The sequence below is a fragment of the Variovorax ureilyticus genome, assembly GCF_037889935.1.
GTDB classification, from domain to species: Bacteria; Pseudomonadota; Gammaproteobacteria; order Burkholderiales; family Burkholderiaceae_C; genus Variovorax; species Variovorax ureilyticus.
Genome location: NZ_JBBKZU010000008.1, coordinates 211,264 through 237,522, shown reverse-complemented (window position 1 = coordinate 237,522; position 26,259 = coordinate 211,264). Strand labels below are relative to the sequence as shown.

26 protein-coding genes are annotated in these 26,259 nt (G+C 66.6%); 17 read left to right on the top strand and 9 right to left on the bottom strand.

Annotation, left to right across the window (positions count from 1 at the left end):
- Positions 1–25: 25 nt before the first annotated feature.
- The gene (locus WKW77_RS19885; protein WP_340358596.1) at positions 26–1,000 is read right to left on the bottom strand and encodes a hydroxyacid dehydrogenase; all 975 of its coding nucleotides are present in this window, start codon (positions 998–1,000) and stop codon (positions 26–28) included.
- A gap of 23 nt (positions 1,001–1,023) precedes the next feature.
- Entirely contained in the window at positions 1,024–2,007 is a 984-nt protein-coding gene (locus WKW77_RS19880; protein WP_340358595.1) for a Bug family tripartite tricarboxylate transporter substrate binding protein, read from the bottom strand.
- A gap of 101 nt (positions 2,008–2,108) precedes the next feature.
- Between WKW77_RS19880 and WKW77_RS19875 the strand changes: the two genes are divergently transcribed.
- From WKW77_RS19875 to WKW77_RS19855, 5 genes are all read left to right on the top strand, one after another.
- The gene (locus WKW77_RS19875) at positions 2,109–3,026 is read left to right on the top strand and encodes a LysR family transcriptional regulator (RefSeq protein WP_340358594.1); all 918 of its coding nucleotides are present in this window, start codon (positions 2,109–2,111) and stop codon (positions 3,024–3,026) included.
- A gap of 275 nt (positions 3,027–3,301) precedes the next feature.
- Positions 3,302–3,481, top strand: a complete 180-nt coding sequence (locus tag WKW77_RS19870) for a hypothetical protein (protein ID WP_340358593.1) — start codon at positions 3,302–3,304, stop codon at positions 3,479–3,481.
- 96 nt (positions 3,482–3,577) lie between these two features.
- A complete protein-coding gene (locus WKW77_RS19865; RefSeq protein ID WP_340358592.1) occupies positions 3,578–4,795 on the top strand; it encodes a serine hydrolase domain-containing protein in 1,218 nt (405 codons plus the stop codon).
- Positions 4,796–4,936: 141 nt separating this feature from the next.
- Entirely contained in the window at positions 4,937–5,386 is a 450-nt protein-coding gene (locus WKW77_RS19860) for a hypothetical protein (RefSeq protein WP_340358591.1), read from the top strand.
- A 74-nt stretch (positions 5,387–5,460) separates the two neighbouring features.
- A complete protein-coding gene (locus WKW77_RS19855; protein WP_340358590.1) occupies positions 5,461–6,276 on the top strand; it encodes an isocitrate lyase/PEP mutase family protein in 816 nt (271 codons plus the stop codon).
- A gap of 18 nt (positions 6,277–6,294) precedes the next feature.
- On the opposite strand, the gene WKW77_RS19850 is transcribed toward WKW77_RS19855, so the two are convergent.
- The 5 genes from WKW77_RS19850 to WKW77_RS19830 are packed head-to-tail and all read right to left on the bottom strand — an operon-like array spanning position 6,295 to position 11,530.
- Positions 6,295–7,608 (bottom strand): lytic murein transglycosylase, encoded by a 1,314-nt coding sequence (locus WKW77_RS19850; protein WP_340358589.1) that lies wholly within the window; start codon positions 7,606–7,608, stop codon positions 6,295–6,297.
- Between the two features lie 38 nt (positions 7,609–7,646).
- Positions 7,647–8,690, bottom strand: a complete 1,044-nt coding sequence (locus WKW77_RS19845; RefSeq protein WP_340358588.1) for a Cj0069 family protein — start codon at positions 8,688–8,690, stop codon at positions 7,647–7,649.
- Between the two features lie 5 nt (positions 8,691–8,695).
- Positions 8,696–9,325 (bottom strand): rhodanese-like domain-containing protein, encoded by a 630-nt coding sequence (locus tag WKW77_RS19840; protein WP_340358587.1) that lies wholly within the window; start codon positions 9,323–9,325, stop codon positions 8,696–8,698.
- Between the two features lie 22 nt (positions 9,326–9,347).
- Positions 9,348–10,538 (bottom strand): chromate transporter, encoded by a 1,191-nt coding sequence (locus tag WKW77_RS19835; RefSeq protein WP_340358586.1) that lies wholly within the window; start codon positions 10,536–10,538, stop codon positions 9,348–9,350.
- Positions 10,535–11,530, bottom strand: a complete 996-nt coding sequence (locus WKW77_RS19830) for a chromate resistance protein ChrB domain-containing protein (protein ID WP_340358585.1) — start codon at positions 11,528–11,530, stop codon at positions 10,535–10,537. The genes WKW77_RS19835 and WKW77_RS19830 overlap by 4 nt, the downstream gene beginning before the upstream one ends.
- Before the next feature lie 34 nt (positions 11,531–11,564).
- On the opposite strand from WKW77_RS19830, the gene WKW77_RS19825 reads away from it, so the two are divergent.
- From WKW77_RS19825 to WKW77_RS19800, 6 genes are all read left to right on the top strand, one after another.
- Positions 11,565–12,602 (top strand): YncE family protein, encoded by a 1,038-nt coding sequence (locus WKW77_RS19825; protein ID WP_340358584.1) that lies wholly within the window; start codon positions 11,565–11,567, stop codon positions 12,600–12,602.
- Positions 12,603–12,634: 32 nt separating this feature from the next.
- The gene (locus WKW77_RS19820) at positions 12,635–13,681 is read left to right on the top strand and encodes a DMT family transporter (protein WP_340358583.1); all 1,047 of its coding nucleotides are present in this window, start codon (positions 12,635–12,637) and stop codon (positions 13,679–13,681) included.
- 156 nt (positions 13,682–13,837) lie between these two features.
- Positions 13,838–14,830, top strand: a complete 993-nt coding sequence (locus tag WKW77_RS19815; RefSeq protein WP_340358582.1) for a substrate-binding domain-containing protein — start codon at positions 13,838–13,840, stop codon at positions 14,828–14,830.
- Complete coding sequence (locus WKW77_RS19810) at positions 14,791–15,588, top strand: ATP-binding cassette domain-containing protein (protein WP_340358581.1); 798 nt, start codon at positions 14,791–14,793, stop codon at positions 15,586–15,588. The genes WKW77_RS19815 and WKW77_RS19810 overlap by 40 nt, the downstream gene beginning before the upstream one ends.
- A gap of 3 nt (positions 15,589–15,591) precedes the next feature.
- Complete coding sequence (locus tag WKW77_RS19805; RefSeq protein WP_340358580.1) at positions 15,592–16,617, top strand: ABC transporter permease; 1,026 nt, start codon at positions 15,592–15,594, stop codon at positions 16,615–16,617.
- Between the two features lie 88 nt (positions 16,618–16,705).
- Positions 16,706–18,004, top strand: a complete 1,299-nt coding sequence (locus WKW77_RS19800) for an MFS transporter (protein ID WP_340358579.1) — start codon at positions 16,706–16,708, stop codon at positions 18,002–18,004.
- 24 nt (positions 18,005–18,028) lie between these two features.
- On the opposite strand, the gene WKW77_RS19795 is transcribed toward WKW77_RS19800, so the two are convergent.
- Positions 18,029–18,661: a Crp/Fnr family transcriptional regulator gene (locus tag WKW77_RS19795; RefSeq protein WP_340358578.1), complete on the bottom strand. Its 633-nt coding sequence runs from the start codon at positions 18,659–18,661 to the stop codon at positions 18,029–18,031.
- A gap of 142 nt (positions 18,662–18,803) precedes the next feature.
- Here WKW77_RS19795 and WKW77_RS19790 point away from each other — a divergent pair, with 142 nt between their 5' ends.
- The 4 genes from WKW77_RS19790 (at position 18,804) to WKW77_RS19775 (ending at position 22,080) form a co-directional block, all read left to right on the top strand.
- Complete coding sequence (locus WKW77_RS19790; protein WP_340358577.1) at positions 18,804–20,366, top strand: phospholipase D-like domain-containing protein; 1,563 nt, start codon at positions 18,804–18,806, stop codon at positions 20,364–20,366.
- Between the two features lie 161 nt (positions 20,367–20,527).
- Positions 20,528–21,010, top strand: coding sequence for an Hcp family type VI secretion system effector (locus WKW77_RS19785; protein ID WP_340358576.1), 483 nt, complete (start codon positions 20,528–20,530; stop codon positions 21,008–21,010).
- Between the two features lie 9 nt (positions 21,011–21,019).
- Positions 21,020–21,649, top strand: coding sequence for a peptidoglycan recognition protein family protein (locus WKW77_RS19780; protein WP_340358575.1), 630 nt, complete (start codon positions 21,020–21,022; stop codon positions 21,647–21,649).
- The gene (locus tag WKW77_RS19775) at positions 21,643–22,080 is read left to right on the top strand and encodes a hypothetical protein (protein WP_340358574.1); all 438 of its coding nucleotides are present in this window, start codon (positions 21,643–21,645) and stop codon (positions 22,078–22,080) included. Before WKW77_RS19780 ends, WKW77_RS19775 begins: the two co-directional genes overlap by 7 nt.
- A 29-nt stretch (positions 22,081–22,109) precedes the next feature.
- Here the strand turns inward: WKW77_RS19775 and WKW77_RS19770 are convergent, their stop codons facing one another.
- On the bottom strand, positions 22,110–24,539 hold the full coding sequence (locus WKW77_RS19770; protein ID WP_340358573.1) for an alkaline phosphatase family protein: 2,430 nt from the start codon (positions 24,537–24,539) through the stop codon (positions 22,110–22,112).
- Positions 24,540–24,667: 128 nt separating this feature from the next.
- Between WKW77_RS19770 and WKW77_RS19765 the strand changes: the two genes are divergently transcribed.
- Positions 24,668–25,456 carry a gamma-glutamylcyclotransferase family protein gene (locus WKW77_RS19765; protein ID WP_340358572.1) on the top strand — a complete coding sequence of 263 codons (789 nt, stop codon included), beginning with the start codon at positions 24,668–24,670 and terminating at the stop codon, positions 25,454–25,456.
- Positions 25,457–25,521: 65 nt separating this feature from the next.
- Positions 25,522–26,247, top strand: coding sequence for an MBL fold metallo-hydrolase (locus tag WKW77_RS19760; RefSeq protein ID WP_340358571.1), 726 nt, complete (start codon positions 25,522–25,524; stop codon positions 26,245–26,247).
- The last annotated feature ends 12 nt before the right edge of the window (positions 26,248–26,259 follow it).

The following is a 26,259-nucleotide window of genomic DNA, read 5'->3' as shown; positions in this document are numbered from 1 at the left end:
ACGATGCAATGCGGAAGGGATGGAATCAGGAAAAGACCTGCGGATTGACGCAGGCGGAGGCATCGGCCGGCGTACCCCGCAACCAGCCGAGCACATTGCGTGCAGCCCCACTGGCCATTCCGGCGAGTGCGGCCGGGGTGGACCCGCCCACATGCGGCGTCAGCACGACGTTCGGCAGTGCGGCGAGCGCACTGCCTGCCGGCAACGGCTCGATCGCCATGGTGTCGAGGCCAGCAGCATGAAGTTGCCCGCTCTGCAGCGCGGCGACCAGCGCCGGTTCGTCGACCACCTCGCCGCGCGCCGTGTTCACGAGGATCGCGCCGCGTCGCATCGCGCCGAACTGCGCCGCACCGAGCATGTTGCGCGTGTGCCTGTTCAGCGGCACATGCAGGCTGAGCACATCGACCACCGGCAGCAAGGCGTCGAACGAAGGCATCAAGCGCACGCCTTCGACGGGACTTGCTCCATCGGCCAGTGCCGGATCGAAAGCCACGACCTCCATGCCGAGCGCCTGGCACACCGTGGCAACACGCTGGCCGATCTGCCCGAAGCCGACCAGCCCGAGGGTCTTGCCGTGCAGCTCGATGCCATCCTGCGCCCGCGACCAGCGTCCGGCGTGCAGCTCGGCGTCCATCCAGCCGATGCGCCGCGCTGCGGCGAACATCAGGCCCAGCGTCATCTCCGCCACCGATTGCGCGTTGGCGCCCGGCGTCACGTACACCGGGATGCCGCGCGACGTGGCCGCGTCGACATCGATGTTGCTCACGCCGACGCCGTGCTTGGAAATGACCTTGAGCGACGGGCACGATGCGATGGCCCGGGCGGAGAGCTGCACCGTGCGCGAGATCACCGCGTCGACCGGCTGCGTCGCCATGATGTGCTCGACATCTTGCGCACTGTCCGGATCGGCGAGATAGAGGACCCGCGCGCCCGCCTGCGCCAGCAGGTCGGCACCCGCCTTCGCGAGCTTCGGCGCCGTGACCAGGATGGTTGGATTCACTTGTGCTTCTTCCCTGCCCGCGCTCAGTCGAGCTTGATGTTGGCTTCGCGGATCAGCGCGCCCCACTTCTGGTGCTCGCTGCGGATGTAATCGCCGAACTGCTTCGGCGTGGATTCGGCCGCGGCGGTGCTGCCTTCCAGCGCCAGCTTCTCGATGACGTCGGGCCGCTTGAGGATCTTCTGCACCTCGCTGTTGATGCGGTCGACCACCGCCGGCGGCGTGCCGGCCGGCGCGACGAGACCGGTCCAGGTGATCGCATCGAAGCCCGGGTAGCCCAACTCGGCGACCGTGGGCACCGAGGCCAGCTGCGGCACGGTCTTCAGCCGTTGCGGCGAGCTGATCGCCAGCGCGCGCACCTTGCCGCCGGCCAGTTGCGGAATCGCCACCGGCGTGTTGGCGAAGTTCAGCTCCACCTGGTTGCCGAGCAGGTCGGTCATCGCCGGGCCCGCGCCCTTGTACGGCACGTTGAGGATCTTGATGCCCGCGCGGCGTTCGAGCATCTCGCCCGCCAGGTGGCCGACGGTGCCGTTGCCGGCGAGCCCGATGCGCATCGACTCCGGCTTGGCCTTCGACGCGGCGACCACGTCGGCCAGCGTCTTGTAGGGCGACGACACATTGACCAGCAGCACCACCGGCTGCGACGCGACCGGCGCGATCGGCGCGAAGTCCTTCAGCGGGTCGAAGGGCATCTTGGAGTACAGGGCCGGATTGATCGCGAGGTTCGCGGTCTGCCCGAGGCCGAGGGTGTAGCCGTCCGGCGCGGACTTCGCGACCGCATCGAGCCCGATGTTCCCGCCCGCGCCGGGCTTGTTGTCGACCACGATCGTCCAGCCGGCCTGCGTGGTCAGCTTCTCGGCGAGGAGGCGCGCGACGAAGTCCGTGCCGCCGCCGGGCGGGAAAGGAACGATCAGCTTGATCGGCTTGGAAGGCCAGGCCGTCTGCGCGAAGCTGCCGCAGGCCACCAGTGCAAGGGCGGCGCCCGCGATCCAGCGTTGTGAACGATTCATGTGCATGTCTCCAGGTCTCCTGTTGGTAGGCCGGATTGTCGAAATCCAGACTCATTCCGTCCATTCGATAATGTTCATCTTTCGATTCCTCGGAGATATGAATGGACGTCCAGCTTCGCGACCTGAGGTATTTCGAGGCGGTGGCCGAACTGGGGCACATCGGGCAGGCCGCGGAAAAGATCGGCCGCACGCAGCCGGCGCTGACCAAGGCGATCCAGCGGCTGGAGGAAGCCTTCGGCGCCGCCCTGTTCGAGCGCCGGGGCCGCGGCATCCGGCTCACGCCGGTCGGCGAAGTGCTGCTGGCGCGCGCGCGGGTGCTGCGCGGCGCCACGGAAGAGGCGCTGCGCGAGGTCGGCGATTTCGCCAAAGGCAATGCGGGCCACGTGCGCATCGGCAGCGGGCCGATCGCGGCGGACCATGTGCTGCCCGAAATCTGCAGCCTGCTGCTGGCCGAAGCCAGCGAGACCACCATCGACATCACCGTCGCGCCGAGCATCGCCTTGCGGGAGCAACTGCGGGAAGGCGCGATCGACCTGCTTATCGGGCTGATGCCCCAGCACGACGACGACTTCGTGGCCCACTCGATCGTGGAGGACGTGGTCGTGGTCGCGACCAGCCCGGATCACCCGGTGTTCCAGCTGCCGAAGATCACGATGGAGTCGCTGCTCCAGTGGCGCTGGGTGCTGCCGGTGAACTCGATCGTGAGCCGGCAGTGGCTCGATGCGGCTTTCCGCTCGCGCGGCCTGCCGACGCCGACGGCGCAGATCGACGCCAACTCGATCCCGCTGCTGCCGCGCCTGATCGCACGCACCCACATGCTGAGTTTTCTCTCGCGACACACGCTGAATGCGAGCGGTGCGGCGAATGCGCTGCGCGAGGTCCCGTTGAAGGAGACGACGCTGCGACGCCACCTGGGCGTCACCTATCGCAAGGAAGGCTATCTGTCGCCTGCGGCTCAGCGCCTCGTGGCGCTGCTGCGCACGCGCGGCAAGCGGCTCTACACCTCAGCGTTGGCGTGACGGCGCGGCGTCGGGCCTTGCGGCTCGTGTGCGGACATCCTTCGCGAGCATCCACGCGGCGGCGGTGGTGGCGAGGATCCTGGCGATCGGCGTGACTTGCATGTGAACGGACAGAGGGCAGCTCATGGATGACCGCGAATCTACCGGCCGCACATGGCAGTGCGATGACGGTCGATCGCCCTAGGCCAAGTCGCACAGGCACCCGATGGCTCGACCGACAACCGCCCCTTGGCCGTGCCTCGCATATTGGGTCGTGCCCCTTCAAAGGAACGACGATGAAAAAGGAAAGCGCGCCGCCGAAGCATCCGAAGACCGACGCACCCGGCAAAGCCCCCGGCAAGACGCCTGCCAAAGTACCCGACGCCGATCTCGAATACGAAGACACCACGCACGACGACGACAACGTCCAGCAATCCAGCAGCAGCGACACGAGCGTGCCGCCCGACACCCGCTGAGTCTTAGCCTCGAAGCACTCACCGGGCCGATGCGGATGGCGCATCGGCCCGATTCATGTCCAATGCGCTGCTCATCATCAACAAGGGATTGGCAGCATGAAGCTTGGCAAGGTCGTTCTCGGGGCACTGGCAGCGGCCGTCGTGGCCGGTGCGGCGGGTTGGTTCAGCCTGGACAAGGAGACGCGCGGCCTGCTGGCCACGCTGCCCACCAACCGCGACGTGCTGTTCTGGAGCCAGTCGCAGCGCGATGCGGCGTTTCGTGCGCTCGACCGGCTTCCCTTCCTGGCCAAGGCGCGCGCGGTGCCTGCCAGCGGCCATGCGTCGCCCTTGCCGCCGGGCCCGCCGCTCGCGCTTGCGCTCGACCTGGACGCCTACATGGCGCAGCAGCGCAGCGCGGCGATCGTGATCCTGCAGGATGGCAAGGTGCGGCTGGAACGTTACGGCCTCGGGTTCGATCGCGACGGGCGCTGGACCAGCTTCTCCGTCGCGAAGTCGATGACTTCAACGCTGCTCGGCGCCGCCGTGCGCGACGGGCACATTCGCAGCCTCGACGACAAGGTCAGCGACTACATCAAGGAGATGAAGGGCTCGGCCTACGACGACGTCAGCATCCGGCAGCTGCTGACCATGACCTCCGGCGTGCGCTGGAACGAGGACTACGGCGACCCGAACTCGGACGTCGCCCGCTTCAACAACCACCAGCCCGAGGAAGGCGTCGACGCGCTGGTGAGCTACCTGCGCAAGCTGCCCCGCGCCGCGCCGCCCGGCACCCGGTGGAACTACAGCACCGGCGAAACCAACCTCGTGGGCATCCTGCTGAGCCGCGCGACCGGCAAGACGCTCGCCAGCTACCTGTCGGAAAAGATCTGGAGCCCGGCCGGCATGGAACAGCAGGCCACCTGGATCCTGAGCCGCACCGGCCAGGAAATCAGCGGCTGCTGCCTCCAGGCCGCCACGCGCGATTTCGCGCGCTTCGGGCAGTTCGTGCTCAGCGGCGCGAAGGTCGGCGGCCAGCCCATCGTGCCGGACGACTGGCTGGCGCAGGCGACGACGCGACAGGCCGACATCGGCCGGCCGGGCCGTGGCTACGGCTTCCAGTGGTGGACCTACGACGACGGCAGCTTCGCCGCGCGCGGCATCTTCGGCCAGGGCATCTTCATCGACCCGAAGCGCAAGCTGGTGATCGCATCCAACAGCGACTGGGCCGGCGGCGCCAACAACCGGGTCGACGTCGACGCCCGGGAGGTCTTCTACAAGGCCGTGCAGAAGGCCATCGACGACGAAGCCGCGGGCAAAGGCAAGAGCGACGGCTGAGTGCGCGGGCGCTCCGCGCCAAAGCTGCGTGGCAACGCCTTCTTCACGCACAAACGTACAGGGCTTCGTCCGACACCCCGAGGGAGCACAAGGCGTCACAACCTGTATCTGCGATCTTCCGCAGGATCGGTGGAGTGCGTGATGAGCGTCATGGAAGCCTCGGCATTGGAAACACGTCACAGCTACCGGCGCTTCTTCGCCTGGACCGCTGCGATCTCCGTGGTCCTCATGCTCGCGATGATCGCGCTGGAGGTGCTCTTCCCGCAGGGCCTCAGGTTCTCTCCGCAATCGTCGGCCGCGCTGGCGGACGCGCTGGGAAGCCGCAGCGCCGCGATCGACATCGATTTCTATGATCTCCAGCTCCTGATCATGGTTCTCGCGCTGGTGTCCTGCGTCGCCTCGATCGTCGGGCTCCTCATCGTGGCCTTCATCGACTCGATCGAATCGCGCAAGGAGCGTCGGCGGCACGCCATCGAAGCCCGGCTGCGGCATCCCATCGCCTGGAACGGCAAGGAAAGCGCGCCTGCACGCCGGCCGTCACGCAATGCCGGACTGCGCGCGTTGCGCGAAGCGGTGCACGAACTCGAATAGACCCGCTCGGCTCTCGGCCGAGGTGCATCGCAGGGTCCTTTGCGGCTTCGCGCCGACGATCCACAATGGACTTCATGACACTGACGGTTGCACAAAAGCGCGCGGCCTTCCGCGCCCTTCATGAACAGGGATGCTTCATCCTGCCCAATCCGTGGGATGTCGGGAGCGCGCGCTTCCTGCAGAGCCAGGGCTTCAAGGCGCTGGCGACCACCAGTTCGGGGCACGCCTGGTCGCAGGGCCGCCGCGACGGCGCGCAGACACGCGAGGCCGTGCTCGCGCATCTGCGCCAGCTGGTCGCCGCGACCGATCTGCCGGTGAACGCCGATTTCGAGAACGGCTTCGCGCGCGATCCGCAAGGCGTGGCGCAAAGCGTGCGCATGGCGATCGACACCGGCGTGGCAGGCCTGTCGATCGAGGACTCCACGGGCGACCCGGCGGCACCGCTGTTCGAGCTCGATGTGGCCGTGGCGCGGCTGCGCGCAGCGCGCGGCGCGATCGACCAGGAAGGCGGCGACACGCTGCTCGTCGGCCGCGCCGAGAACTTCTTCGCCGGACGTCCCGATCTCGACGATGCGATCCGGCGGCTCAAGGCCTACGCGGACGCGGGCGCGGATTGCCTTTATGCGCCCGGCATTCGCACGCGCGAGCAGATTGCGGCGGTGGTCGCCGCGGTCGCGCCGAAGCCGGTCAACCTGCTGGTCGGCGCGACCAGCGAGTTCACGCTCGCGGACATCGAAGCCATGGGCGTGCGGCGCGTGAGCGTCGGCGGTGCGCTTGCGCGTGCGGCATGGGGCGGCTTCATGCGTGCCGCCCGCACGCTGGCCGAAGGCCGCTTCGACGGGTTTGCGGATGCGGCCTCGGGCGCCGAACTCAACGACCTCTTCCGCTGATCGGACCGACCCGTCGCCTCACGGCGCCTGCAGGCGCTTGAGCAGCTCCAGCGTGGGAAAGCCATCGGCGACGAGGCCCCCGCTGCGCTGGTAGCTGCGCACCGCGGCGCGGGTCGCCGGGCCGAGCAGGCCATCGGGCTCGCCGCTCGAGAAGCCTTGCTGGTTCAGCGCCGTCTGGAGATCGCGCAACTGCGTTCGCGTGAGCGGCGTCAGGTCGCGCGGCCATGGCGCCTGAACCCCGGGGCCGCCTTCGAGGCGCTGCGACAGCAGGCTCACCGCGAGCGCGTAGCTGTCCGAGTTGTTGTAGCGCAGGATGGCCCGGTAGTTGGGGCCGACCAGAAACGCCGGCCCGCGCGCTCCCGCAGGCAACAGGATCGCGCCATCGGCGAACTCCGGCAGCGGCCTGCCATCCATCGTGCGCACGCCTTCGGCGGCCCACTGGCTGCCGGATCGGCGCAGGCTCGAATCGGCGCGGCTGTAGTCGAAGCCCGCGGGCAATTGCACTTCGGTGCCCCAGGGCTGCCCGCGCTGCCATCCGGAGCTCGCGAGGAAGTTCGCCGTGGACGCCATGACATCGGCCATGCTGCCCCAGATGTCCCGCTTGCCGTCGCCGTCCGCATCGACCGCGTAGCGCAGGAAGTTCGACGGCAGGAACTGCGTCTGCCCCATCGCGCCGGCCCATGAGCCGATCATGTGCGCGTGGTCGATGTCGCCGTTCTCGATGATCCTGAGCGCCGCGCGCAATTCACCCCGCGCCCAGTCACGACGGCGGCCTTCGTAGGCGAGCGTGGCCAGCGCATCAATGGCCGGCGTGTTGCCGTAGTTGCTGCCGAAGTTGCTCTCGATGCCCCAGATCGCCGCGATGATGCTCGCCGGCACGCCATAGCGTGCCGAAGCCGCATCCGCAGCTGCACGGATCTGCGCGAGCTTTTCCTGGCCGGTCGCGACCCGCTGCGCGGACACGGCCGTGTCGAGGTAGTCCCAGACAGGGCGGACGAATTCGGGCTGCGCGCGATCGAGTTCGACGACGCGCGGCAGGTACTGCACGCTGTCGAAGGCATCGCGCAGCGCGGCTTCCCCGACGCCGGACGCGCGCATCTCGGCGCGGAAGTCCTTGACCCACTGGGCGAAACCCTGTTCGGGGCCGGGCTGGTTCGTCGCCGCGGGCGCCTGCGGCCGCGACGGTATCGGGGACGGCATCGACGGGGTCTGAACAGGCGCGGACGGCGCGACCGGCGGCTCTTGGGTGGCGCAACCCGCAACGGTTGCGACAGCAAGCGCGGAGGCAGTGCGCCGTGCGCAACTCAGCCATGAGGCATTGGTTCTCTGCATCCTGCGCATTCTCTCGCGAGGCGCGAGCTGCCAACCGATCAGGCACCCCGTGACGCGAGTCGCGCCATCAAGGCGCTCACGAGCGGATCGATGCACGACGGCGGAAACGGCGACACGCTGCTGACGTTGATCTCGCAGAGCACGTAGCGTTCGGCCTGCCCCGCAGTCGGCTCGCCGAACATGAAATCGCAGTCCCAGAGCAGCGGCAACTGTGCACGGGTCAATCCGACGCGCGTTCGCAGCATCTCGATCCATTGCGTTTCGAGCAACCGACGGAGCGCCTGGAACTGCGGCAGATCGGCAACGTGATAGAGCCTCGGCCCCGGCGTCGGCGCCGGCTTTCCCGGCTGCGCGGGATACAGGGCATTGATCGCCTGGTGACCGAAACCGGCCACGCGGTCTTCGACGAGATAGGCGCGCACCATGCCGTCGACCAGTCGCGGCTGCCAGGCCTGGTCGATCATGTGACCTCCGTTGGCGGGCTCGAAGTACGGCGCCATGCGCTGCAGCAATGCCGGCATGTCGATTCGTTCCTCCTCGCTTCCACGTCTCGCATGCCGCACGCGAAGCAGTGGCGAGCCTTCGATGCCCTCCACCCGCCACACACCGTCGCCGCTTTGACCCCGGTACTGCTTGAGCACGCGCGCCCCGAAGCGCAGGCGATCGGCCAGTCCGGCTGCGAGCTGCCCGAGACTCTCCACCCGAACCGCATCGCTGCCGAATGGCAGATCGCGCACGTCGACCAGCACGTCCTTGGTGCCCAGGCGCAGGATCGTGTCCGGATGGGTGCTCACGAGAACCCCGGCCTGCGCGACCTCGCGCAGCAAGGCGTCGAGTCGATCCCGTTTTCGACCACTCTCGATCGGATTGCACCAGACGAGCACGGCGTCGACGCGCCGCAGTTGCGCGGCCACCTCATCGGCAAAGTCGTCGTGGTAGACAGCCGGTTGCGCAGCGACGCCGGCCGCCGCGAAGGCCGCGAACAGTGCGGCGAAGCGGCTCTCCGCAGGATCGCTGCGGTCGCGCATCGGCCGATCGCCCGGATAGAGCAGGGCCACGGACATCGGGCGCAGTGCTCGCATGACGTTCATCCTCGCTGCCTCTCGCTCACCAGTCGGCCCGACGCGATCCAGCCATCGATGCCTCCGCGGAGAAACTGGGCGTCCAGGCCGGCCGCGCGCAGTCGCATTGCGGTCGAGCGTCCGACTTCATGCCCGTAGACGCAGTAGACGACGACCGGCTGACCTCTGGGCAGTTCGTGGCTCCATTCGCCTACTGACTTGGGGTCGCGCCACCTCGCGCCGGGGATCATCGAGTCCGCCTGCTCGAAGACACCGGCGCGGCGGACATCGAGCACCAGCGCACCCGCGAGCGAATCCCTCTCGGCAGCATAGGGCTCGCTCGCGTCATGCACGGCCGTCTGGTAGCGCTGGTAGACGCCACCCCAGTCGATGCGACCCACGAATGCGTCGATGCCGACCGCGCCCTGCCCGCGCATGTCCAGGGCAAGGATCGGAATGCCGCGTGGCTGTGCGTCCTCTGCCGTCCATTGATTCAACAGCGTGCCTTCCATCGGCAAGAACGCGAGCAGCGTCCGGCCCGAGCCGTGGGCCGATGCACAGGCGACGAAATCGTCACGCCAGCGCTCGAAGCTGCCGAAGTTCGCATCAAGCGCCAGCTTCATCGCGGGCGGGGAGGGAATGGTCTGTACAGACATGGCCGGCTCCTGTGCATCGTTGTCATGGGTGGACGGTGAGCGGATAAAGCACCAGCCCGGCGATCGCGGCGACAACCACCACGACGGGCTCGGGTACCTTCTTGAAGCGCCACAGGACACCGATGGTGATCAACGCCAGCGCCGCCGTGGGGAGATCGGTGATCGACTGCCGGCCGATGACGATCGCCGCTCCAGTGATGGCTCCGATGGCCGCCGCGGTCACACCGTCGACGAAGGCCACGATGGCGGGGCGCTTGCCGTGCTTCTTGAAGTACGGCGCGGGAAGGATGGTGAACAGATAGCACGGGACGAACGTGCCCGCCGCCGCGACCACGGCCCCCCAGAAGCCGGACACCAGGAAGCCGATGAACCCGGTGGTGATGACCACCGGCCCGGGCGTGATCATCGCGACGGCCACGGCATCGACGAACTGGCGCTCGGTGAGCCAGTGATGTTCCTGGACGACGCCCCCATAGAGGAACGGCACGATCGCCAGGCCGCTTCCGAACACGAAACTGCCGGCATAGGCGAAGAACGCGCCGAGCTGTCCCAGCCTGTGCCAGTCGAGCGTGTCGATCGCGAAAAATGCCGCAAGGGGCGCTGCGATGCTGTTCACGGTGCCTCCGGAGAGGAACTTCGGCGGCGCGCGCCACAGCCACACCAGCACGCCGGCGCCAAGGAATATCCACACGATCTCGGACTTGGTGATGACCGTGACCGCCGCGCTCACCAGGAAGATCACCCACAGGAGCTTGTCCTTGCCGATGTTCTTCGTCGTGAGCTTGTAGGCGCTCATCGCGATGATCCCGATCACCGCCGCACCGACGCCGTAGAACACGGCCTGCATCCATCCGATGCCGCCATAGGCCTTGTAGACCGCGCCGATGGCGACAACCATCAGGAACGACGGCAGCACGAACGCCAGGCCGACCAGCGTCGCGCCGAGAAAACGGTAGTGCACGAAGCCGAGGTAGATGGCCAGCTGCGCGGCGAGCGGGCCGGGCATCAACTGCGCCAGGGCCATGCCTTCCTTGTATTCGCCTTCCGAAATCCAGTGCCTTCTCTCGACGAGGTCGCGGTACATGTAGCCGACCAGTGCGACGGGCCCACCGAATCCCCAAGTGCCCAAGGCCAGCATGTAACGCACGAGCTGCCACATCGAATAGGTGGGCAGCGAAGGCTTGACCTCAGTCATCTCGTTGTTCTCGGTCATTTCGTTCCCGACCTGTCGTTGCTTGCGCCATTTCGTTGGGCTTCGCGCTGGAAGTGCGCGTAGATCGAATCGAGCACCGTGCTCATCTCGGCCAGCAGCGCGTCGTCGTCGGCCAGACGCTCGCGCGCACCTGCCATCACGGCTTCGAAACCCTTCGCTTCGGGCACCGGCTCGCCCCCGACGTCCAACGCGTGGACCATGGCGCCGAGGCGCACCAGCGCCGGATCCGCCTCGAGGCCAAAGCTCGCCATCAGCGTTTCGAACGTGACCCGATCGCCCACGTGCGTGAAAGCCGCGCCGTCGAAGTCGAAGCCGAGTGCGCGCTTCGGGCAGTCCGAAGGCTTGGCCAGCCACTGAAATCGGGCGTCCCGGTCGATGAAGCGACGGATGAGCCAGGCGCTTGCAACGCGGTCCACCCACAGGCGGCGGCGAGTGGCCCACAGACGGCCCTGGTAGTGACCCATGTCGAGCCGCGGAATCCCGCCTTCCGTCCCGTGCGGTTCGTCGGGGGAGAGCAGCGACTCGATGCGCTTGTTGAAATCGCTCCATGCCGCGTCTGCCTCCGCGCTCGCATCGCCCGGGAAGAAGTCGATGGCTCGCGCGGCATCGAACTCACGCTGGAGCTTGCGCTGCAGGCGCGCGAGTTCCGGTGCCCCCATCGCCGCGATGCCGCCATGGGCCTCCTTCCAGGCCTTGCGCAGCTCCGCATAGTCATTGCTGCGATCGAACAACTGGCGGTAGGCCATGGCGTCTTCATCGGAGCGAGGCTGAACGGACATCAGCCAGGCGCTTCCGCCTTCGCGCAGGCACTCGTCGCCGAGTTCCTGCAGGGCCTGTTCGTGCTCCGGCCGCCCGGGAAGCAGATGCGCACCATCGCGCAGGGCGGCGCATCCGAGTGCCTTGAGTCCCCGCCAAACCCGCATGCGCGCTGTCGCGCTCGAGGTCGGCAAGGAGACGATCAGCAATAACCACGACGAGTCCGCTGGATTCATGTAGATTATCCTACATCAATGTAGACTCTATTACATGCTTTCGACCCTACTGGCCTCAGGGAGTCCACGAGCCTGCGGCAATTCGCGCCGCCGAAGGACGGGCGCGAGCACGCTGGTCGCGTTCAGCGCTCTCCTCGCGGGTGTCGTTCAGCTGGCGACGGCTCAATCGCTGGTACTCGAGCGCCGTATCGAGTTGCCCTCCGTCGGGGGACGCCTCGATCACATGGCCGTCGATCTCGAAGGTCAGCGGCTTTTTGTCGCAGCTCTCGCAGCCGATTCGTTGGAGGTGATCGATCTGCGCGAAGGCAAGCGAGCCAGCAGCATCGGCGCGCTTCATGAGCCGCAGGGCGTGCTCTATCTGGGGTCCCTCAAGCGTCTCCTGGTTGCGAACGGCGCTGGAGGCGGCGTCCAGGCGTTCAACGATGCCAAAGCGCCGGTCACCGCCAGCCAGGCGTCGCTCGATGACGCAGACAACCTCCGCCAGGACCCGTCCAACGGCGACGTGTACGTCGGCGCCGGCAAGGCGCTGGTCAGGCTCGACCCCGACACCCTGCGGATCCTGCAGCGAATCACCCTTGCAGGACATCCCGAGTCGTTCCAGATCGAGCGCGGCAAGAGCAGGATCTACGTCAACGTTCCCACCGCAGGTCACATTGCCGTGGTCGATCGCGAGAGCGGCAAAGTCGCTGCGACCTGGCCTCTCAAGGGCGCCGCGCGCAACTTCCCGATGGCGCTGGATGAACAAGGTCATCGACTCTTCGTCGTGACCCGTTCGCCGGCGCTACTCGTCGTTCATGACACCGGCTCCGGCAGTGAGATCGACCGCGTTCCTGTGTGCGGCGACGCCGACGATCTGTTCTTCGACTCTGCGCGACATCAGATCTACGTTGTGTGTGGTGAAGGCCAGGTCGCGATCGTTCGTCCCAAGGGACCACACCTCGCAGTGTCGGAGCGTGTGCCGACAGCGCAAGGCGCGCGCACGGGCCTGTTCGTACCCAGCCTTTCCAGGCTCTTCGTTGCCGTTCCGGCGCGCACTTCACACGCAGAGATTCGCGCCTATCTCATCCGGTAGCGGCGCGGACTTCAACCTCGGAGAATCGCCCCATGAACACTCTTCCCGCTGTCCGCGGCGGCCTTCTCGCGCTGCTGGCGGCCACGCTCTTCGGCGTCAGCACGCCATTCGTCCAGCGAGCCGGCGCCGGGCTCGGGCCCTTCTCGACCGCGGCGCTGCTCTATGCCGGGGCGGCCGTCATCGGCGCGCTCCTTCGCCAGCCGGTCGAACGAGAGGCGTCCGTTCGCCGGGGCGACCTCGGCCGGCTCGCACTCATGGCGCTCTTCGGCGCCGGCATCGGGCCCGTGGCGCTTGCCTGGGGCCTGCAGCACACGAGCGGCACCAGCGCATCGCTCATGCTGGCGCTCGAAGCGCTGTTCACTGCGGTGCTCGCCCGCCTGCTGTATCGCGAAGTGATGGATCGCCGCGTGTGGATGGCGATGCTCCTGCTGCTCGCCGGCGGGGTTTCGCTCGTGCTCGATCGGGGATCGACTGGCGGCATGCAGGGGCTCGGTTTGCTCGCGGTGCTCGGCGCCACGGCGGCCTGGGGCGTCGACAACACGCTGTCGCGCCCACTGGCGGAACGCGATCCGGGGCAAGTGGTTTTCGGCAAGTCGCTGATGGGCGCGACGATCACTGCCACGCTCGCCATCGTGGCCGGCGAGCCGCTGCCCGGCTGGCCTGCTGCGCTCGGGCTGCTCGCCATCGGCGCGAGCGGCTACGGCCTGAGCCTGCGGCTCTATCTGCTCGCGCAGCGCGCGTTCGGCGCCGCGCGAACTGGTTCGGTCTTCGCGTTCGCGCCCTTCATCGGCGCCCTGGGCGCCATCGCACTGGGCGACCGGTCGCTCAGCGCCGGCATGGCCGTCGGCGGCGCGCTGATGCTCGCGGGCGTCGTGCTGCATCTGGCGGAGTCGCACGGCCACGAACACGATCACCATGATCTCGAGCACGAACACGCGCACTCGCATGACGACGGGCATCACACCCACACGCACGACCCGATGCCCGCGGGCCCGCACAGCCACCCGCATCGTCACGAGCCGTTGCGGCATTCGCATCCGCACGTGCCGGATGCGCATCACACGCACGAGCATCCGTAGCCCCGCCGGCCGCGCGCAGCCGGCGCCGACTCGACACAGGGGAAGGCCAGTCCTATAGTCGCTTTCCTCCTGGGCCGAGACAGTCCCCGGAAGATGCCGCTGCTGCCCGCGGCGCAGGAGATCTCGACAGTGCATATCCACAACGAAGGAGACGCAATGAAAAAGTCGATTCTCATGGTCGCAGGCACCGTGCTCGCCGCCCTCCTCGCCGCCACGCCGGCCATGGCCCAGAAGAAGACGCTGGCCGTCGTCGTGAAGGGCCTGGACAACCCCTTCTTCACGGTGCTCGGCGACGGCTGCGCGCTCTGGAACAAGGAGAACGCGAGCTCCGAATACACCTGCCTCTACACCGGCCCGGCCTCCAGCGCCGACGAGGCCGGCGAAGTCCAGATCGTCGAGGACCTCATCAACAAGGGTGTGGCGGGCATCGCCATCTCGCCGTCGAATGCGCCGGCCATGGCGACGATGCTCAAGGCCAAGAACCCGAAGATGCCGATCATGACGATCGACGCCGACCTCGCGGCTTCGGACCGCGCCCTGCGCAAGACCTACCTCGGCACCAACAACTACGACATGGGCGTGCTGATGGCCAAGCACCTGAAGGCGCTCAATCCCAAGGGCGGCACGGTGTGCATGCAGCTGGGCAACGTCGCGGCCGACAACATCAATGCGCGCGCGGCGGGCTTCCGCGACACCGTCAGCGGCAAGAAAGGCATCGACCGGCTGAAGGGCGAAGGCGGCTGGACCGAGGTCGCCGGCTGCCCGCTCTTCACCAACGACCAGATCGACCTCGCGAACCAGCAGATGTCGGACGTGTTCACCAAGAACCCGAAGCTCAACGCCTTCATCCTGGTGGGCGGCTGGGCGCAGTTCGGGCCGCAGGCCTACGCGCAGGTGACCGACCAGGTGATGCCCAAGCTCAAGTCCAAGGAGCTGATCATCATCGCGGGCGACACCCTGCCGCCGCAGCTCGATGCGCTGAAGGCGGGCCGCAGCCATGCGCAGATCGGCCAGCGTCCGTTCGAGATGGGCCACCGCGCGCCGGCGGTGCTGATCGACCTCATCAACGGCAAGCAGGTCGCGGACCCGCTCTACACGGGCCTGGACGAATGCGTGCCGACCAACCTGGACAAGTGCCCGGCGAAGTGACCAGCGAGGCCGCAGCGCCGACCGTGCTGGAGCTCTCGCGGATCTCCAAGCACTTCGGCGCGATCCAGGCGCTGAACGATGTGTCCCTGACGCTTCGGGCAGGCGAGGTCGTCGGCCTGATGGGCGACAACGGAGCCGGCAAGTCGACCCTGGTGAAGATCGTCGCGGGCAACTACCCGCCGAGCGACGGAACGATGCGCATGGAAGACCGCGAGGTGGTCTTCCACAAGCCCGCCGACGCGCGCGGGGAAGGCATCGAGATCGTCTACCAGGACCTTGCCCTGTGCGACAACCTCACGGCCGCCGAGAACGTCTATCTCGGCCGCGAGCTGACCTTCGGCGTCGGCCCCTTCAAGGTGCTGAACTACCGGGCGATGTTCCAGCGCGCGGGCGAGCTGTTCGCCGAACTGAAGTCGGAGACGAGGCCGCGCGACCTCGTGCGGCGCATGTCCGGCGGCCAGCGGCAGGCGGTGGCGATCGCGCGCACGCGGCTGGCCGACCCGCGCATCGTGCTGATGGACGAGCCGACCGCCGCGATCAGCGTGCGGCAGATCGCCGAGGTGCTGAACCTGATCCGGCGCCTGCGCGACCACGGCATCGCGGTGGTGCTGATCAGCCACCGCATGCCGGACGTGTTCGCGGTGGCGGACCGCATCGTCGTGCTGCGACGCGGCACGAAAGTGGCCGACAAGCCGATCGCCCGGAGCTCGCCCGAGGAAGTGACCGGCCTCATCACCGGCGCGATCGAATCCGTCTAGAGCATGGCCGCCACCCTAGAAGAACACATCGACCGCCGCGCCCATGGCACATGGCTCGCCTGGCTGGTGAGCCAGCAGACCTTCTGGGTCTCGGTGGCCGCGGTGACGGCGTTCGTGGTGCTTTCGCTGGCGAGCGAGGTGTTCGCGACGCAGCAGAACCTGTTCAACGTCACGCGCAACTTCGCCTTCGTGGCGATCATCGCGATCGGCATGACGGCGGTGATCATCACCGGCGGCATCGATCTCTCGGTGGGCGCGGTGCTGGTGCTGTCGGGGATGGTGATCGGCATGACGATGCACGCGGGCCTGTCGATCTGGCTGGCGGTGCCGCTGGCGCTCGGCGTGTCGCTGCTGGTGGGCGCCTTCAACGGGCTCATGATCGCGTACGTCGGCGTGCCGCCCTTCGTGGTCACGCTGGGCATGCTGTCGATCGCGCGCAGCCTCGCGATGGTGCTGTCGAACAACCGCATGGTGTACGAGTTCGGGCCCGACCAGCCCAGGCTGCTTGCGCTCGGCGGCGGGTTCGCGAACCTGACATTGCCTCTCATGGACCCGATCCGGATTCCGAGTCCGGTGATCTTTCTTTCCGTGCTGCTGGTGATCGCCAGCATCGTGTTCCGCTGGACGCGATGGGGCCGTCATCTCTATGCCATCGGCGGCAACGAACGCGCGGCGACGATGACCGGCGTGCCGGTGAAGGCAGTGAAGGTCAGCGTCTACATGTTCTGCAGCTTCTGCGCGGGCATCGCGGGCATCCTCGAAGTCGGCTGGCTGGGCACGGTCACCACCAGCCTCGGGCAAGGCATGGAGCTGTCGGTGATCGCCGCGTCGGTGATCGGCGGCACCAACCTCGCGGGCGGGGTCGGCACGGCGTTCGGCGCGGTCGTCGGCGCGGCGCTCATCGAGGTGATCAGGAACAGCCTGATCCTGCTCGGAATCAGCACTTTCTGGCAGGGAACTTTCGTCGGCAGCTTCATCATCGTCGCGGTGCTGTTCGACCGCCTGCGCGCACGCGGCGCGAACGACTGAGCGCGCGTTCTGCGCCGCATGCGTTGCCGATGTATAACGATCGGCTCCTGCCGCGTTGGCAATCACAGAGAAAGAGACAGACGACAGCATGGAATCCATCGAACAACGCACCATCTCGAAGATCAGCTGGCGGCTGCTGCCGCTCCTGATGATCAGCTACTTCATCGCCTACCTCGACCGCGTGAACCTCGGCTTCGCCGGCGCGTCGATGTCCAAGGACCTGGGCTTCAGCGCCACCGTGTTCGGCAATGCGGCGGGCATCTTCTTCATTGCCTATTTCCTCTTCGAGGTGCCGAGCAACCTCGCGCTGGAGCGCTTCGGCGCGCGGCGGTGGATCGCGCGCATCATGCTCAGCTGGGGCGTGCTCTCGATGGCACAGGCCTGGGTCGGCGGCGCGACGAGCTTCAATGTCGTGCGCTTCCTGCTCGGCATCGCGGAGGCCGGCTTCTTTCCGGGCGTGATCTTCTACCTGACCCTGTGGTTTCCCGCCGCCTACCGCGCGCGCATCGTGGGCTGGTTCATGTTCGCCGTGCCGATCTCGACCGTGATCGGCTCGCCGATCTCCGGCTACATCCTCAACATGGATGGCTTCTGGGGCATGCGCGGCTGGCAGTGGCTCTTCATCCTCGAAGCGATCCCCGCCGTCGTGCTGACCTTCGTCGTGCTGATCTACCTGCCCGATCGTCCGAAGGATGCGAAGTGGCTCACGGCCGAAGAAGCCGGCTGGCTGCAGAAGAAGCTCGACGCCGAGCGGGCGAACCGCGAGTCGATCCACAGCATCTCGTGGAAGCAGGCGCTGCTCAACTGGAAGGTCATTTCGCTGGGCATCGTCTACATGGGCATCACGGTGCCGCTGTACGGGCTCAGCTTCTTCCTGCCGCAGATCATCAAGGGCTTCGGCGGGCTGGGCAACGTGGAGATCGGCTTCATCAACGCGTTTCCGTACCTCATCGGCGCGATCGCGATGGTGCTCTGGTCGCGCTGGTCCGATGCGCGGCGCGAACGCAAGCTGTTCCTGCTGATTCCGCTGGCCTGCATCTTCGTCGGGCTGGTGGCAGCGGCGCAGATCAGCTCGCCGGTGCCGAAGATGGCGGCCGTCACGGTGGCCGCGGTCGGCATCTTCTCGGCGCTGCCGGTGTTCTGGACCGTGCCGACCGCACTGCTGAGCGGCGTCGCGGCTGCGGCGGGAATCGCCTGGATCAACTCGATCGGCAATCTCGGCGGCTACATCGGGCCGACGATTTTCGGCGTGCTCAAGGACCGGATGGGGAACGACTTCTACGCGGTGCTGTTCCTCGCCGCGCTGTCCGTCGTGGCGATCGGCCTCGTGCTCGTCGTGGGGCACGACAAGCGAGCGGAACTCGGTGCCGAGGGCGCACGGGCCTAGCGGTACGGCAGCAGCTGCCGGCGGCTACCACGCCGCCGGGAGCTTGCGCAGGATCACCATCCGGCCGTCGCGCTGGCCGATGTAGCCGCCGGCCGTGAGCTCTTTCATCACGCGGTTGACCATTTCGCGTGATGCGCCGACCCGGTCCGCGATGTCCTGCTGGGTGAGCTTGTTGCGCATCACGCGTTCCTCGCCCACGGGATCGGAAAGCTCGGTGAGCACGCGAACCATGCGACCGTAGACATCCTGCAGCGCCATGCTGCGCACCTGGTCGGTGAGGCGCCGCACCATGCCGATCAGCTTGCGCGTGAGGTGCACCGCAAACTCCGGCTGCTCCACCAGGAACTGCCTCAGTTCGGTGCCCTGCACCACACGGCAGGTGCACGGCCCGAGCGCCTTGATCGAGGCCGATCGCTTCTCGCCGTCGATGGCCAGTTCACCGAAATACTCGCCGGGGCCGTATTCGGTCAGCACCACTTCGCGGCCGTCCTCCGAGCTGGCGTAGACCTTCACGCGGCCACTTAGAACGATATAGAGCGAATCGGTGGTATCCCCTTCATTGATGAGGATCGCGTGCGCCGGAAAAGTGCGGGTCACGCCGCGCGGCGCGATCGCGTCGAGCAGGGCTTGCGGCAGGCGTTCGCTGGCGGAACTCATCGGATGCTCCGGGCTGCGCGCGGTGCAGGCGACAGCCCCGTGTGACGGAATTATCAAACCCGACCGGCGATGTGATCAATGTCACTTTCGGCGTGGGCAGTGCTTCATGGCCGGGCGGCGGCGGGCACCCTAGATTCGCAGTATGTCGAATCGCATCTTTCGCATCCTCCTGCTGATCGCGTTCGTGGTGCTCTCCGGCTGTGCAAGCTTGCCGGACACCGTCGGCAGGCCGGTCTCGCAGGCACGCACCGATGTGGCCGACACGCGGCTCGCCGCCGTCGCAGCGGCATCGGTCGATGCGCAGGAGACGCATCTCTCGGGCCTGCGCCTGCTGCCGGCCGGCGACCAGGCCTTCGAAGCCCGCATCGCGCTCACGCGCGCGGCGCAGAAGTCGATCGACGCGCAGTACTACCAGATCGCCGACGACGCCTCCGGGCGGCAGTTCCTGCGCGAACTGCGCAACGCGGCCGACCGCGGCGTGCGGGTGCGCGTGCTGGTCGACGACCTGCATGCCGCCGGGCAGGACGCGCTGCTCGCCGGCTTCGCGTCGCATCCGGGCATCGAGGTACGCATGTTCAATCCGCTCGCGGTGCGCGACGGCAGCGTGGGCCGCCGGGTGTTCTTCTCGATGAACGAGTTCTCACGCATCAACCGCCGCATGCACAACAAGCTCTTCGTCGCGGACAGCGTGTTCGCGATCAGCGGCGGCCGCAACATCGCCGACGAGTACTTCGGCCGCAGCGAGCCCGCGAACTTCATCGACATGGACATGCTTTCCGCCGGCCCCGTGGTGGCGGAGATGGCGGCCGTCTTCGACGCCTACTGGAACAGCCCGCACGCCTACCCCATCGAGGAACTCGCAACCTCCATCAGCACCGAAGCGGCGACGTGGCACTTCGACAAGGTGACGGCGGCGGCAGCATCCGACGTGGCGGTGACGGCATTCGATTCGCTCGGCCAGCCCGCGATCGGCCCGCAGATCGCCGCCGGTCGCGTCGAGTTGCGCATGGCCGCCGTGCGCGTCGTCGCGGATTCGCCGCGCAAGGCCGATGCCGACACCGAGTCGCTCGCCGACGGCGTGGTGATGAACGGCAATCTCGACCTGATGCAGTCGGCCCACTCCGAAGTGCTGATCGCCTCCCCCTACTTCGTGCCGAGCCGGCGCACGATGGACGTGCTCCAGCAGGCCGCTGAGAACAAGGTGCACATCTCGATCATGACCAATTCGCTCGCCACGACCGACGAACCGCTCGCGCACTTCGGCTACGCCCGCTACCGGCAGGCGCTGCTGGAGCGCCGCGTGGCGCTCTACGAGCTCATGCCCGGCGACGACGAGCGCGAAGCGCACGCAGACGGCCCGCATGGTTCCCTCGGCCGCCTGCACGCCAAGGTCGCGGTGGTGGATCGCCGCTGGCTCTCGATCGGCTCGATGAACATGGACCGCCGCTCGGCGCATTCCAACACCGAGATGAGCCTGATCGTCGACAGCCCCGTGCTCGCGACGCAGGTGGCGGGCATGCTGTACACCGACCGCCTGCCGCGCAGCTACCAGGTGCGGACGACGTCGGCAGGCCGTCAAGGCATCGAATGGGTCTCGCAGCGCGGGGGCGAGCAAGTCGTGCAGCGCAGCGAGCCGAACGCCACCACCGCCCGCAGGCTGCGGCTGCAGATGCTCGCGGCCATCGTGGACGAAGAGCTCTTGTAGGCAGGGCCTCGACCCGCACCGCGTAGCCTGGGCGAGCGGCTGATTCTCTTTACGAATATTCCCCGAGGCACCGAAGATTGTTGCCAGCGTCCACCCTGTGCATTAGCGTGCGGAGCGGTCAGCCGGATATCGCAGCCTGATCTCAAGGGAGAAAAATTCGAATGTCACAGGATATTTTTTTGAAGTTGGCCGGCATTTCCGGCGAATCGCAGGACGCCAGCCACAAGGATGAAATCGAAATCCTGCGCTGGGATTGGAGCATCAGCCAGCAGTCATCGATGCATTCGGGGAGTGGCGGCGGCGCGGGAAAAGCCACCGTGAGCGATTTGAACTTCGATCACTACGTGGACCGGGCTAGCCCCAATCTGATGAAGTACTGCCTCACTGGCAAGCACATCGACACAGCCACACTCGTGGTGAGGAAGGCCGGTGACAGCCCGCTCGAATTCCTCAAGCTCACGATTGGCGATGTCATCGTGACCCGTGTGACGCCCATGCTGACCGACACCATGGCAAGAGCACGAGAGGGGGTCAGCCTCTCCTTTGCGCGAGTCAAGCAGGAATACGTCATGCAGAACCAGCAAGGCGGTTCTGGTGGCACGGTGACCGCCAGCTTCGACATTCAACAAAACCGCGAAGCGTAGGGAGGCATGATGACTCTCTACATCACCAAGGACGGCCATGTCGATGCGGAACGGATCAAAGTGAAGATTTTTTCCGGCATCGAACGGGGAACCATGAGCGCCATCAATGGGATCGTCGTGCACCAGACGAACAGCCCGACAGCGAACGCCACCTTCAACTCATACTCCAGCACGACCAATGGCGGCGCCCCGAACGGTGCGCATTTCTTGATCGACAAGGACGGCACGATCTACCAGACCGCCTCACTCTACAGAGCAACAAACCATGTGGGTCTCATGCAATCGCGGTGCATCATCACTCGGCAGTGCCATCCCACGGAGTTGAAACACGCCCAATCCCTAGAGCGCATCAAGATCGTCTCGAACAAGGCCAAGGCCGTTCACCTCAACGAGGTACAAAAGGCTTGGCCCGGTCGATACCCTTCGAATGCCGACTCCATCGGAATCGAGATCGTGGGGCTGGCGATCGGACCTCGCAACAGGGAGGTCTATGAGCCAGTCAACGACGCGCAAAACAGCTCCCTCAAATGGCTGATCAATCAGCTTGCCGAAACACTCGAGGTCTCGATGCACGAGGTCTACAGGCACCCGGACATCGGGAGAAAGAACCCAACCGAAGCGAGCACGGCGAAATGGTGATCGCAAAAAGATCGACCCTTGCCAGCGTGGCTGCCGCACTAGTGCTTTCGATGTTCGCGGCCGAAGCCTGCGCGAGAGTCATCAAGAAAGTGACCATCGAGCAGATTGGCCTGAACTCAAACCCGAACGACGAAATGTTCAGCAGGGACTGCAAGCACTTCAGACCGACCGTCGCCCAGGTCAAGAACTTCTTCAGCAAGGCTTACTCGGTGCCACGCCGCTGGGCAATCAACGAACGATATGCCCCCTGCTATGCCACAGGGTCCATCACGTTCGATGATTTCGGGCCGGCGAAATGGTCCATCTCTTCCGGCGGCGTTGGCAGCTTGAGTTGGACAGAGGGCGACGACGTCTACTTGTTCTACAAGCACAACAAGTGGGCCGACCCTACAGCATGCAGCTACGGAATGGGCGACGATCTGGCGTGTTGACAAGGCCGCCTTGCAATCCCGAATAACAGTCAGCCCAGCCGCTTCGCGAGCGCATCGATCATCGCGTGCAGCGACTTGAGGTCGGTCGCATCGGCCAGGATCTGCTCGGAAATCCGGTTGATCTCGTCCGGGCCCAGCTTGCCGGCCGCAAGCGCCGTCACCGCACGCGGCGCCATCAGGCGATGCAGGTCGTGCAGCCGCTCCCTGCGGCCCGACTTGCCCTCGCGCGGGAACGTCCGGTCATAAGGCGGCTTCAGCGTGGGCGATTCGTCGCGCGGGCTGGCGCATTGCAGGACGCCCTCGAACGTCGGCGCCTGCACGATCCGGTCGCCCATGCACCAACGCGACTCGGGGATGCCGAACCAGCGCAGCAGCGTCGCCGCGAACGACGTGCCGTCGTAGGCCACGTCCTTGGGCGAGCGGAACACCGTCTTCTCCTTGATCCAGGGCGAGACGACGATGGTCGGAACGCGCACGCCCATGATGTCGTAGCGGAAGCCGTCGTTGACGTCGTTGGGCCAGGGGTTCGCCGCATACGGCGGCTTCGCGTGATCGAAGATGCCGCCGTGCTCGTCGAAGGTGACGACGAACAGCGTCTCGTTCCAGGCCGGGCCCGCGCGCAAGGAGTCGTAGATCTCGTTGAGCGCCACTTCGCCCGGCACCAGGTCGGCACCCGGGTGGTAGGACGAAGTGCCCGAGGTCGCGATCCACGCCGGCTCCAGCATGCTGAAGGCCGGCAGCCGGCCGGCGCGGGCGTCCTTCTTGAACTGCTCGATGCCTTCGATGAAGCTGCTCTGGTTCTGCGCGATGGCCGCATCGACCGACGGGATCTGCCCCTGCAGGTACAAGTGGTAGGTGTGGACGAAGTTCATCCACTCCACCGAGTTGTAGATCTTCCAGTCGGTGAAGCCGTTGCTCCACAGCACCTTCCACATCGACTGGCGGTGCGGCGACAGCGGCCAGTAGGTGTACTGCGTGCCGTTCTGGAAGTTGTTGAGCTGCCCGAGCGCGGAGCCGGTGAAGGCCATCGCGCGGTTCGGGTCGGTCGCGCCCGGCATCGCGCTGAACCATGCATCGGAAACGCCGAAGCCCTTCGCGAGGCCGTTGAGCACCGGCAGTTGCTCCGGCGTGTAGGTCCACATCACCTCGTGCACGCCGTTGTTCCACACGAAGCCGCCCATGTCAGGCACGGCGCGCTGGGCGTAGCCGTCGCGGTTCGCGTAGAAGAGCTGGCGCAGCACGTCGGACTTGTCGTGGTAGGGGTCTTCCGGGAGGAAGTCGAGGTCCCAGTCGTCGCTCAGTTCGCCGTCCTTGTACTTCTTGACGAACACCGGCGTGGGCTTGCCATCCTTGCCGGGCATGCCGGGGTCGAGGTTGAACATGCCTTCCTCCACGCCGTCGAAGGGCCGGTCGTCGCCGACGAAGTGGATGCCCGTCTCGCCCTTGCCGTAGAGCCAGCCGCAGACATGGTCGAAGGAACGGTTCTCCAGCATCAGGTAGACCACGTGCTTGATCTTCGAGCGCATGAAATCGATGGTCCCGGGCATTTCGGCGCGCGCCGGATCGATGGCCCGCAGCGACTGGATGCCGGTCAGCTCGACGCCGGTGCGCAAGGCCTCCGGCAAGGTACCTTGGCGCAGCGGGCCGGTCAGCGGGTTGGCGCTTCGCGGATCGAATCGCCACAGGCGGTAGGTGCCGTCGGCGGGCGTCCAATCGAGCACCAGGTCACCGATCGTCGCCAGGCTGTGGCTGGCGTCGATGTCGCTCCACCGGCCGCGCTGGATCGCCGGCTGCCCGAGCGGCATCACGCTCTGCGGATCGAAGCTCCAGACCCAGTACTCGCCGGTCTCCGGCACGCGGTCGAGCACATAGTTGCCCATCGGGATCAGCTCGTGGCCGAACTGGATGCTGTCGAACGAGCCCTGCGGCGTGTACGGCGCGGGCAAGGGATCGGCGCAACCCGGCTTGAGCGGGCTCGGATCGAAGTTCCAGAGCTGGAAGGTGCCGCGCCCCTCCGTCGGGATCACGTTGAGCATGAAGCCGCCCAGAGGCACAAGGAGCAGTTCGTCGCCCGAATCGTAGCCCTCGTGCGCGCCCTCGGGATTGCCGAAGTCGGGCCGGTACTGCCAGAACTTGGTCTTGGTCCAGAGCCCGTGCTGCAAAGCAGTCGAATTCAGCGGATCGTCACTTTGCGGATCGAATTCGAACAGCCGGTACGGAAAGCACGGCTGGTAGGGCTGCAGCATCAGCGGCCCCCATTCGAGCAGGTAGCGCCCGATGGGCACCAGGGAATGGGTCGGATCGAATGTCGCGCCCGACGAAAGCGGCATCGGCGCCAGGATTTCGTCCGCTTCGGGATCGAAACGCCAGAGCCCGTACCCCGGGCTGCCCTTGGCGGCGCCTCGGGCGGGCGTACGGCTGATCACGAAGTCCTGGCTCGCGGGTGCGTTCTGGGCCATTGCGCAACTCCTGATTGAAGACGGATGCCGCCTTCACGGACAATCCCGCAGCCACAGCGGCCCGGTCGCCCTACTCCCCGGGGGCGAATACTACTGGTGCCGACCACTGCATGTACAGGAGTCGCCTCGTGTTCTGGTACTTCGGCTATGGATCGAACATGGACCTGACCTCCCTGCGCGCCAAGGGCGTCGAGCCGCGCCTGTCGCGCCGCGCCTCGCTGCACGGCTGGCGGCTGCGCTTCAACGTGCAGCACTTCTTCCGCCACGAAGGCGGGGTCGGCAACATCGAGCCGACGGGCGATCCGGCCGACGTGGTGCGCGGCGTACTCCATCTCTGCGAGGACGCGCACATGGCGCCCCTGGACGCCACCGAGGCCTATGGCCATGGCTACGACCGCGTCGAAGTCAGCGTGGAGACCGACGAGGGCACGCAGCAGGGGATCGCCTACGTGGGCCTGCCCGCCTTCCTGAACGATGCCTGCCTGCCGACGCAGCGCTACCTCAACATCCTGCTGCAGGGCGCGACGCTCGCCGGTCTCGACAGCGCCTACATCGATGCCTTGCGCCGACAGCCGGTGCAGAACAATCCCGAACTGCCGCCTTTCGTGCCACCGGCCGGCGACTACCCTGTCTTCGATGCCAAGGCGCTGGCCGGGCGGCCTCTCTGCACGGCGCTTGCGGGCTGCGTTTTCGACATGAGCGGCGCGCGCGAATACCACCGCTATCTCCAGCGCTTCTTCGGCGGGCGGGACATGACGCTCTTCCACCTCAAGCGGCTCGACCAGTCCGACGGCAGCGAAACACTCGACGACGTCCGCCACGGCCGCTTCACGCCGGCGCAGCGGCGCTACCTCGACGAATACCTGTACGCGTACATGCACGAATACGCGTATGCGGGGCGTTTCGTCTACGAGTGAATTGCCTTGCCGCGCCGCAGGCGCCGAAGTACGCTCGCGGCTACCCCGAGCAAAGGAACCATCCGATGGACGCGCTGGACGAACTGCCGCCTGCACTGCCGCACGGCGAGATCGAGGAGGTCTTTCCCGATGTCTTTTTCGTGACAGGCACGATGAAGACCGTCCTCATGGACGCTCCCTGGCACTTCAGCCGCAACATGACGGTGGTGCGCGACGGCGGGGACCTGACGCTGGTGAATCCGATGCGCCTCGACGAAGCAGGCCTCAAGAAGCTCGAATCGCTCGGCCGCATCGCCCATGTGGTGCAGATCGGTTCGCTGCACGACCGCGACAACGCCTTCTACAAGCAGCGCTACGGCGCGACCTTCTGGGCGCCGCCCGGAACGCAGCACGCCTACGGGCTGGTGCCCGACAAGGTGCTGGCGCCCGACTCGGAGGTGCCCTTCAAGGGCTGCACCGTCTTCGCCTTCGAGACGACGCGCATGCCCGAGTGCGTCCTTCGCATCGACCGCGCAGGCGGCATCCTCGTGGCCTGCGATGCCTTGCAGAACTGGGTGGAACCCAACGAATACTTCTCCGACGAATCGCGCGAGATGATGCGCGGCATGGGCTTCTTCCAGCCGGCCAACTTCGGTCCCCTGTTCATGCAGGTCAACCAGCCGAAGGTCGGCGACTACGCACGGCTCGGCGCGATTCCCTACCGACACGCGCTGTGCGGGCACGGCGCGCCGCTGCGCGACCAGGCAGCCGAAGCCTACGCGGAGCGCACACGCCAGGTGTTCGGCGCCTAGCGCTCCGGATCG

Excerpts from the sequence above, each read along its gene's own strand:
- WKW77_RS19880 (WP_340358595.1), bottom strand. The coding sequence starts at position 2,007 with ATGAATCGTTCACAACGCTGGATCGCGGGCGCCGCCCTTGCACTGGTG.
- WKW77_RS19875 (WP_340358594.1), top strand. The coding sequence starts at position 2,109 with ATGGACGTCCAGCTTCGCGACCTGAGGTATTTCGAGGCGGTGGCCGAA.
- WKW77_RS19870 (WP_340358593.1), top strand. The coding sequence starts at position 3,302 with ATGAAAAAGGAAAGCGCGCCGCCGAAGCATCCGAAGACCGACGCACCC.
- WKW77_RS19865 (WP_340358592.1), top strand. The coding sequence starts at position 3,578 with ATGAAGCTTGGCAAGGTCGTTCTCGGGGCACTGGCAGCGGCCGTCGTG.
- WKW77_RS19860 (WP_340358591.1), top strand. The coding sequence starts at position 4,937 with ATGAGCGTCATGGAAGCCTCGGCATTGGAAACACGTCACAGCTACCGG.
- WKW77_RS19855 (WP_340358590.1), top strand. The coding sequence starts at position 5,461 with ATGACACTGACGGTTGCACAAAAGCGCGCGGCCTTCCGCGCCCTTCAT.
- WKW77_RS19850 (WP_340358589.1), bottom strand. The coding sequence starts at position 7,608 with ATGCAGAGAACCAATGCCTCATGGCTGAGTTGCGCACGGCGCACTGCC.
- WKW77_RS19845 (WP_340358588.1), bottom strand. The coding sequence starts at position 8,690 with ATGCGAGCACTGCGCCCGATGTCCGTGGCCCTGCTCTATCCGGGCGAT.
- WKW77_RS19840 (WP_340358587.1), bottom strand. The coding sequence starts at position 9,325 with ATGTCTGTACAGACCATTCCCTCCCCGCCCGCGATGAAGCTGGCGCTT.
- WKW77_RS19835 (WP_340358586.1), bottom strand. The coding sequence starts at position 10,538 with ATGACCGAGAACAACGAGATGACTGAGGTCAAGCCTTCGCTGCCCACC.
- WKW77_RS19830 (WP_340358585.1), bottom strand. The coding sequence starts at position 11,530 with ATGAATCCAGCGGACTCGTCGTGGTTATTGCTGATCGTCTCCTTGCCG.
- WKW77_RS19825 (WP_340358584.1), top strand. The coding sequence starts at position 11,565 with ATGCTTTCGACCCTACTGGCCTCAGGGAGTCCACGAGCCTGCGGCAAT.
- WKW77_RS19820 (WP_340358583.1), top strand. The coding sequence starts at position 12,635 with ATGAACACTCTTCCCGCTGTCCGCGGCGGCCTTCTCGCGCTGCTGGCG.
- WKW77_RS19815 (WP_340358582.1), top strand. The coding sequence starts at position 13,838 with ATGAAAAAGTCGATTCTCATGGTCGCAGGCACCGTGCTCGCCGCCCTC.
- WKW77_RS19810 (WP_340358581.1), top strand. The coding sequence starts at position 14,791 with ATGCGTGCCGACCAACCTGGACAAGTGCCCGGCGAAGTGACCAGCGAG.
- WKW77_RS19805 (WP_340358580.1), top strand. The coding sequence starts at position 15,592 with ATGGCCGCCACCCTAGAAGAACACATCGACCGCCGCGCCCATGGCACA.
- WKW77_RS19800 (WP_340358579.1), top strand. The coding sequence starts at position 16,706 with ATGGAATCCATCGAACAACGCACCATCTCGAAGATCAGCTGGCGGCTG.
- WKW77_RS19795 (WP_340358578.1), bottom strand. The coding sequence starts at position 18,661 with ATGAGTTCCGCCAGCGAACGCCTGCCGCAAGCCCTGCTCGACGCGATC.
- WKW77_RS19790 (WP_340358577.1), top strand. The coding sequence starts at position 18,804 with ATGTCGAATCGCATCTTTCGCATCCTCCTGCTGATCGCGTTCGTGGTG.
- WKW77_RS19785 (WP_340358576.1), top strand. The coding sequence starts at position 20,528 with ATGTCACAGGATATTTTTTTGAAGTTGGCCGGCATTTCCGGCGAATCG.
- WKW77_RS19780 (WP_340358575.1), top strand. The coding sequence starts at position 21,020 with ATGACTCTCTACATCACCAAGGACGGCCATGTCGATGCGGAACGGATC.
- WKW77_RS19775 (WP_340358574.1), top strand. The coding sequence starts at position 21,643 with ATGGTGATCGCAAAAAGATCGACCCTTGCCAGCGTGGCTGCCGCACTA.
- WKW77_RS19770 (WP_340358573.1), bottom strand. The coding sequence starts at position 24,539 with ATGGCCCAGAACGCACCCGCGAGCCAGGACTTCGTGATCAGCCGTACG.
- WKW77_RS19760 (WP_340358571.1), top strand. The coding sequence starts at position 25,522 with ATGGACGCGCTGGACGAACTGCCGCCTGCACTGCCGCACGGCGAGATC.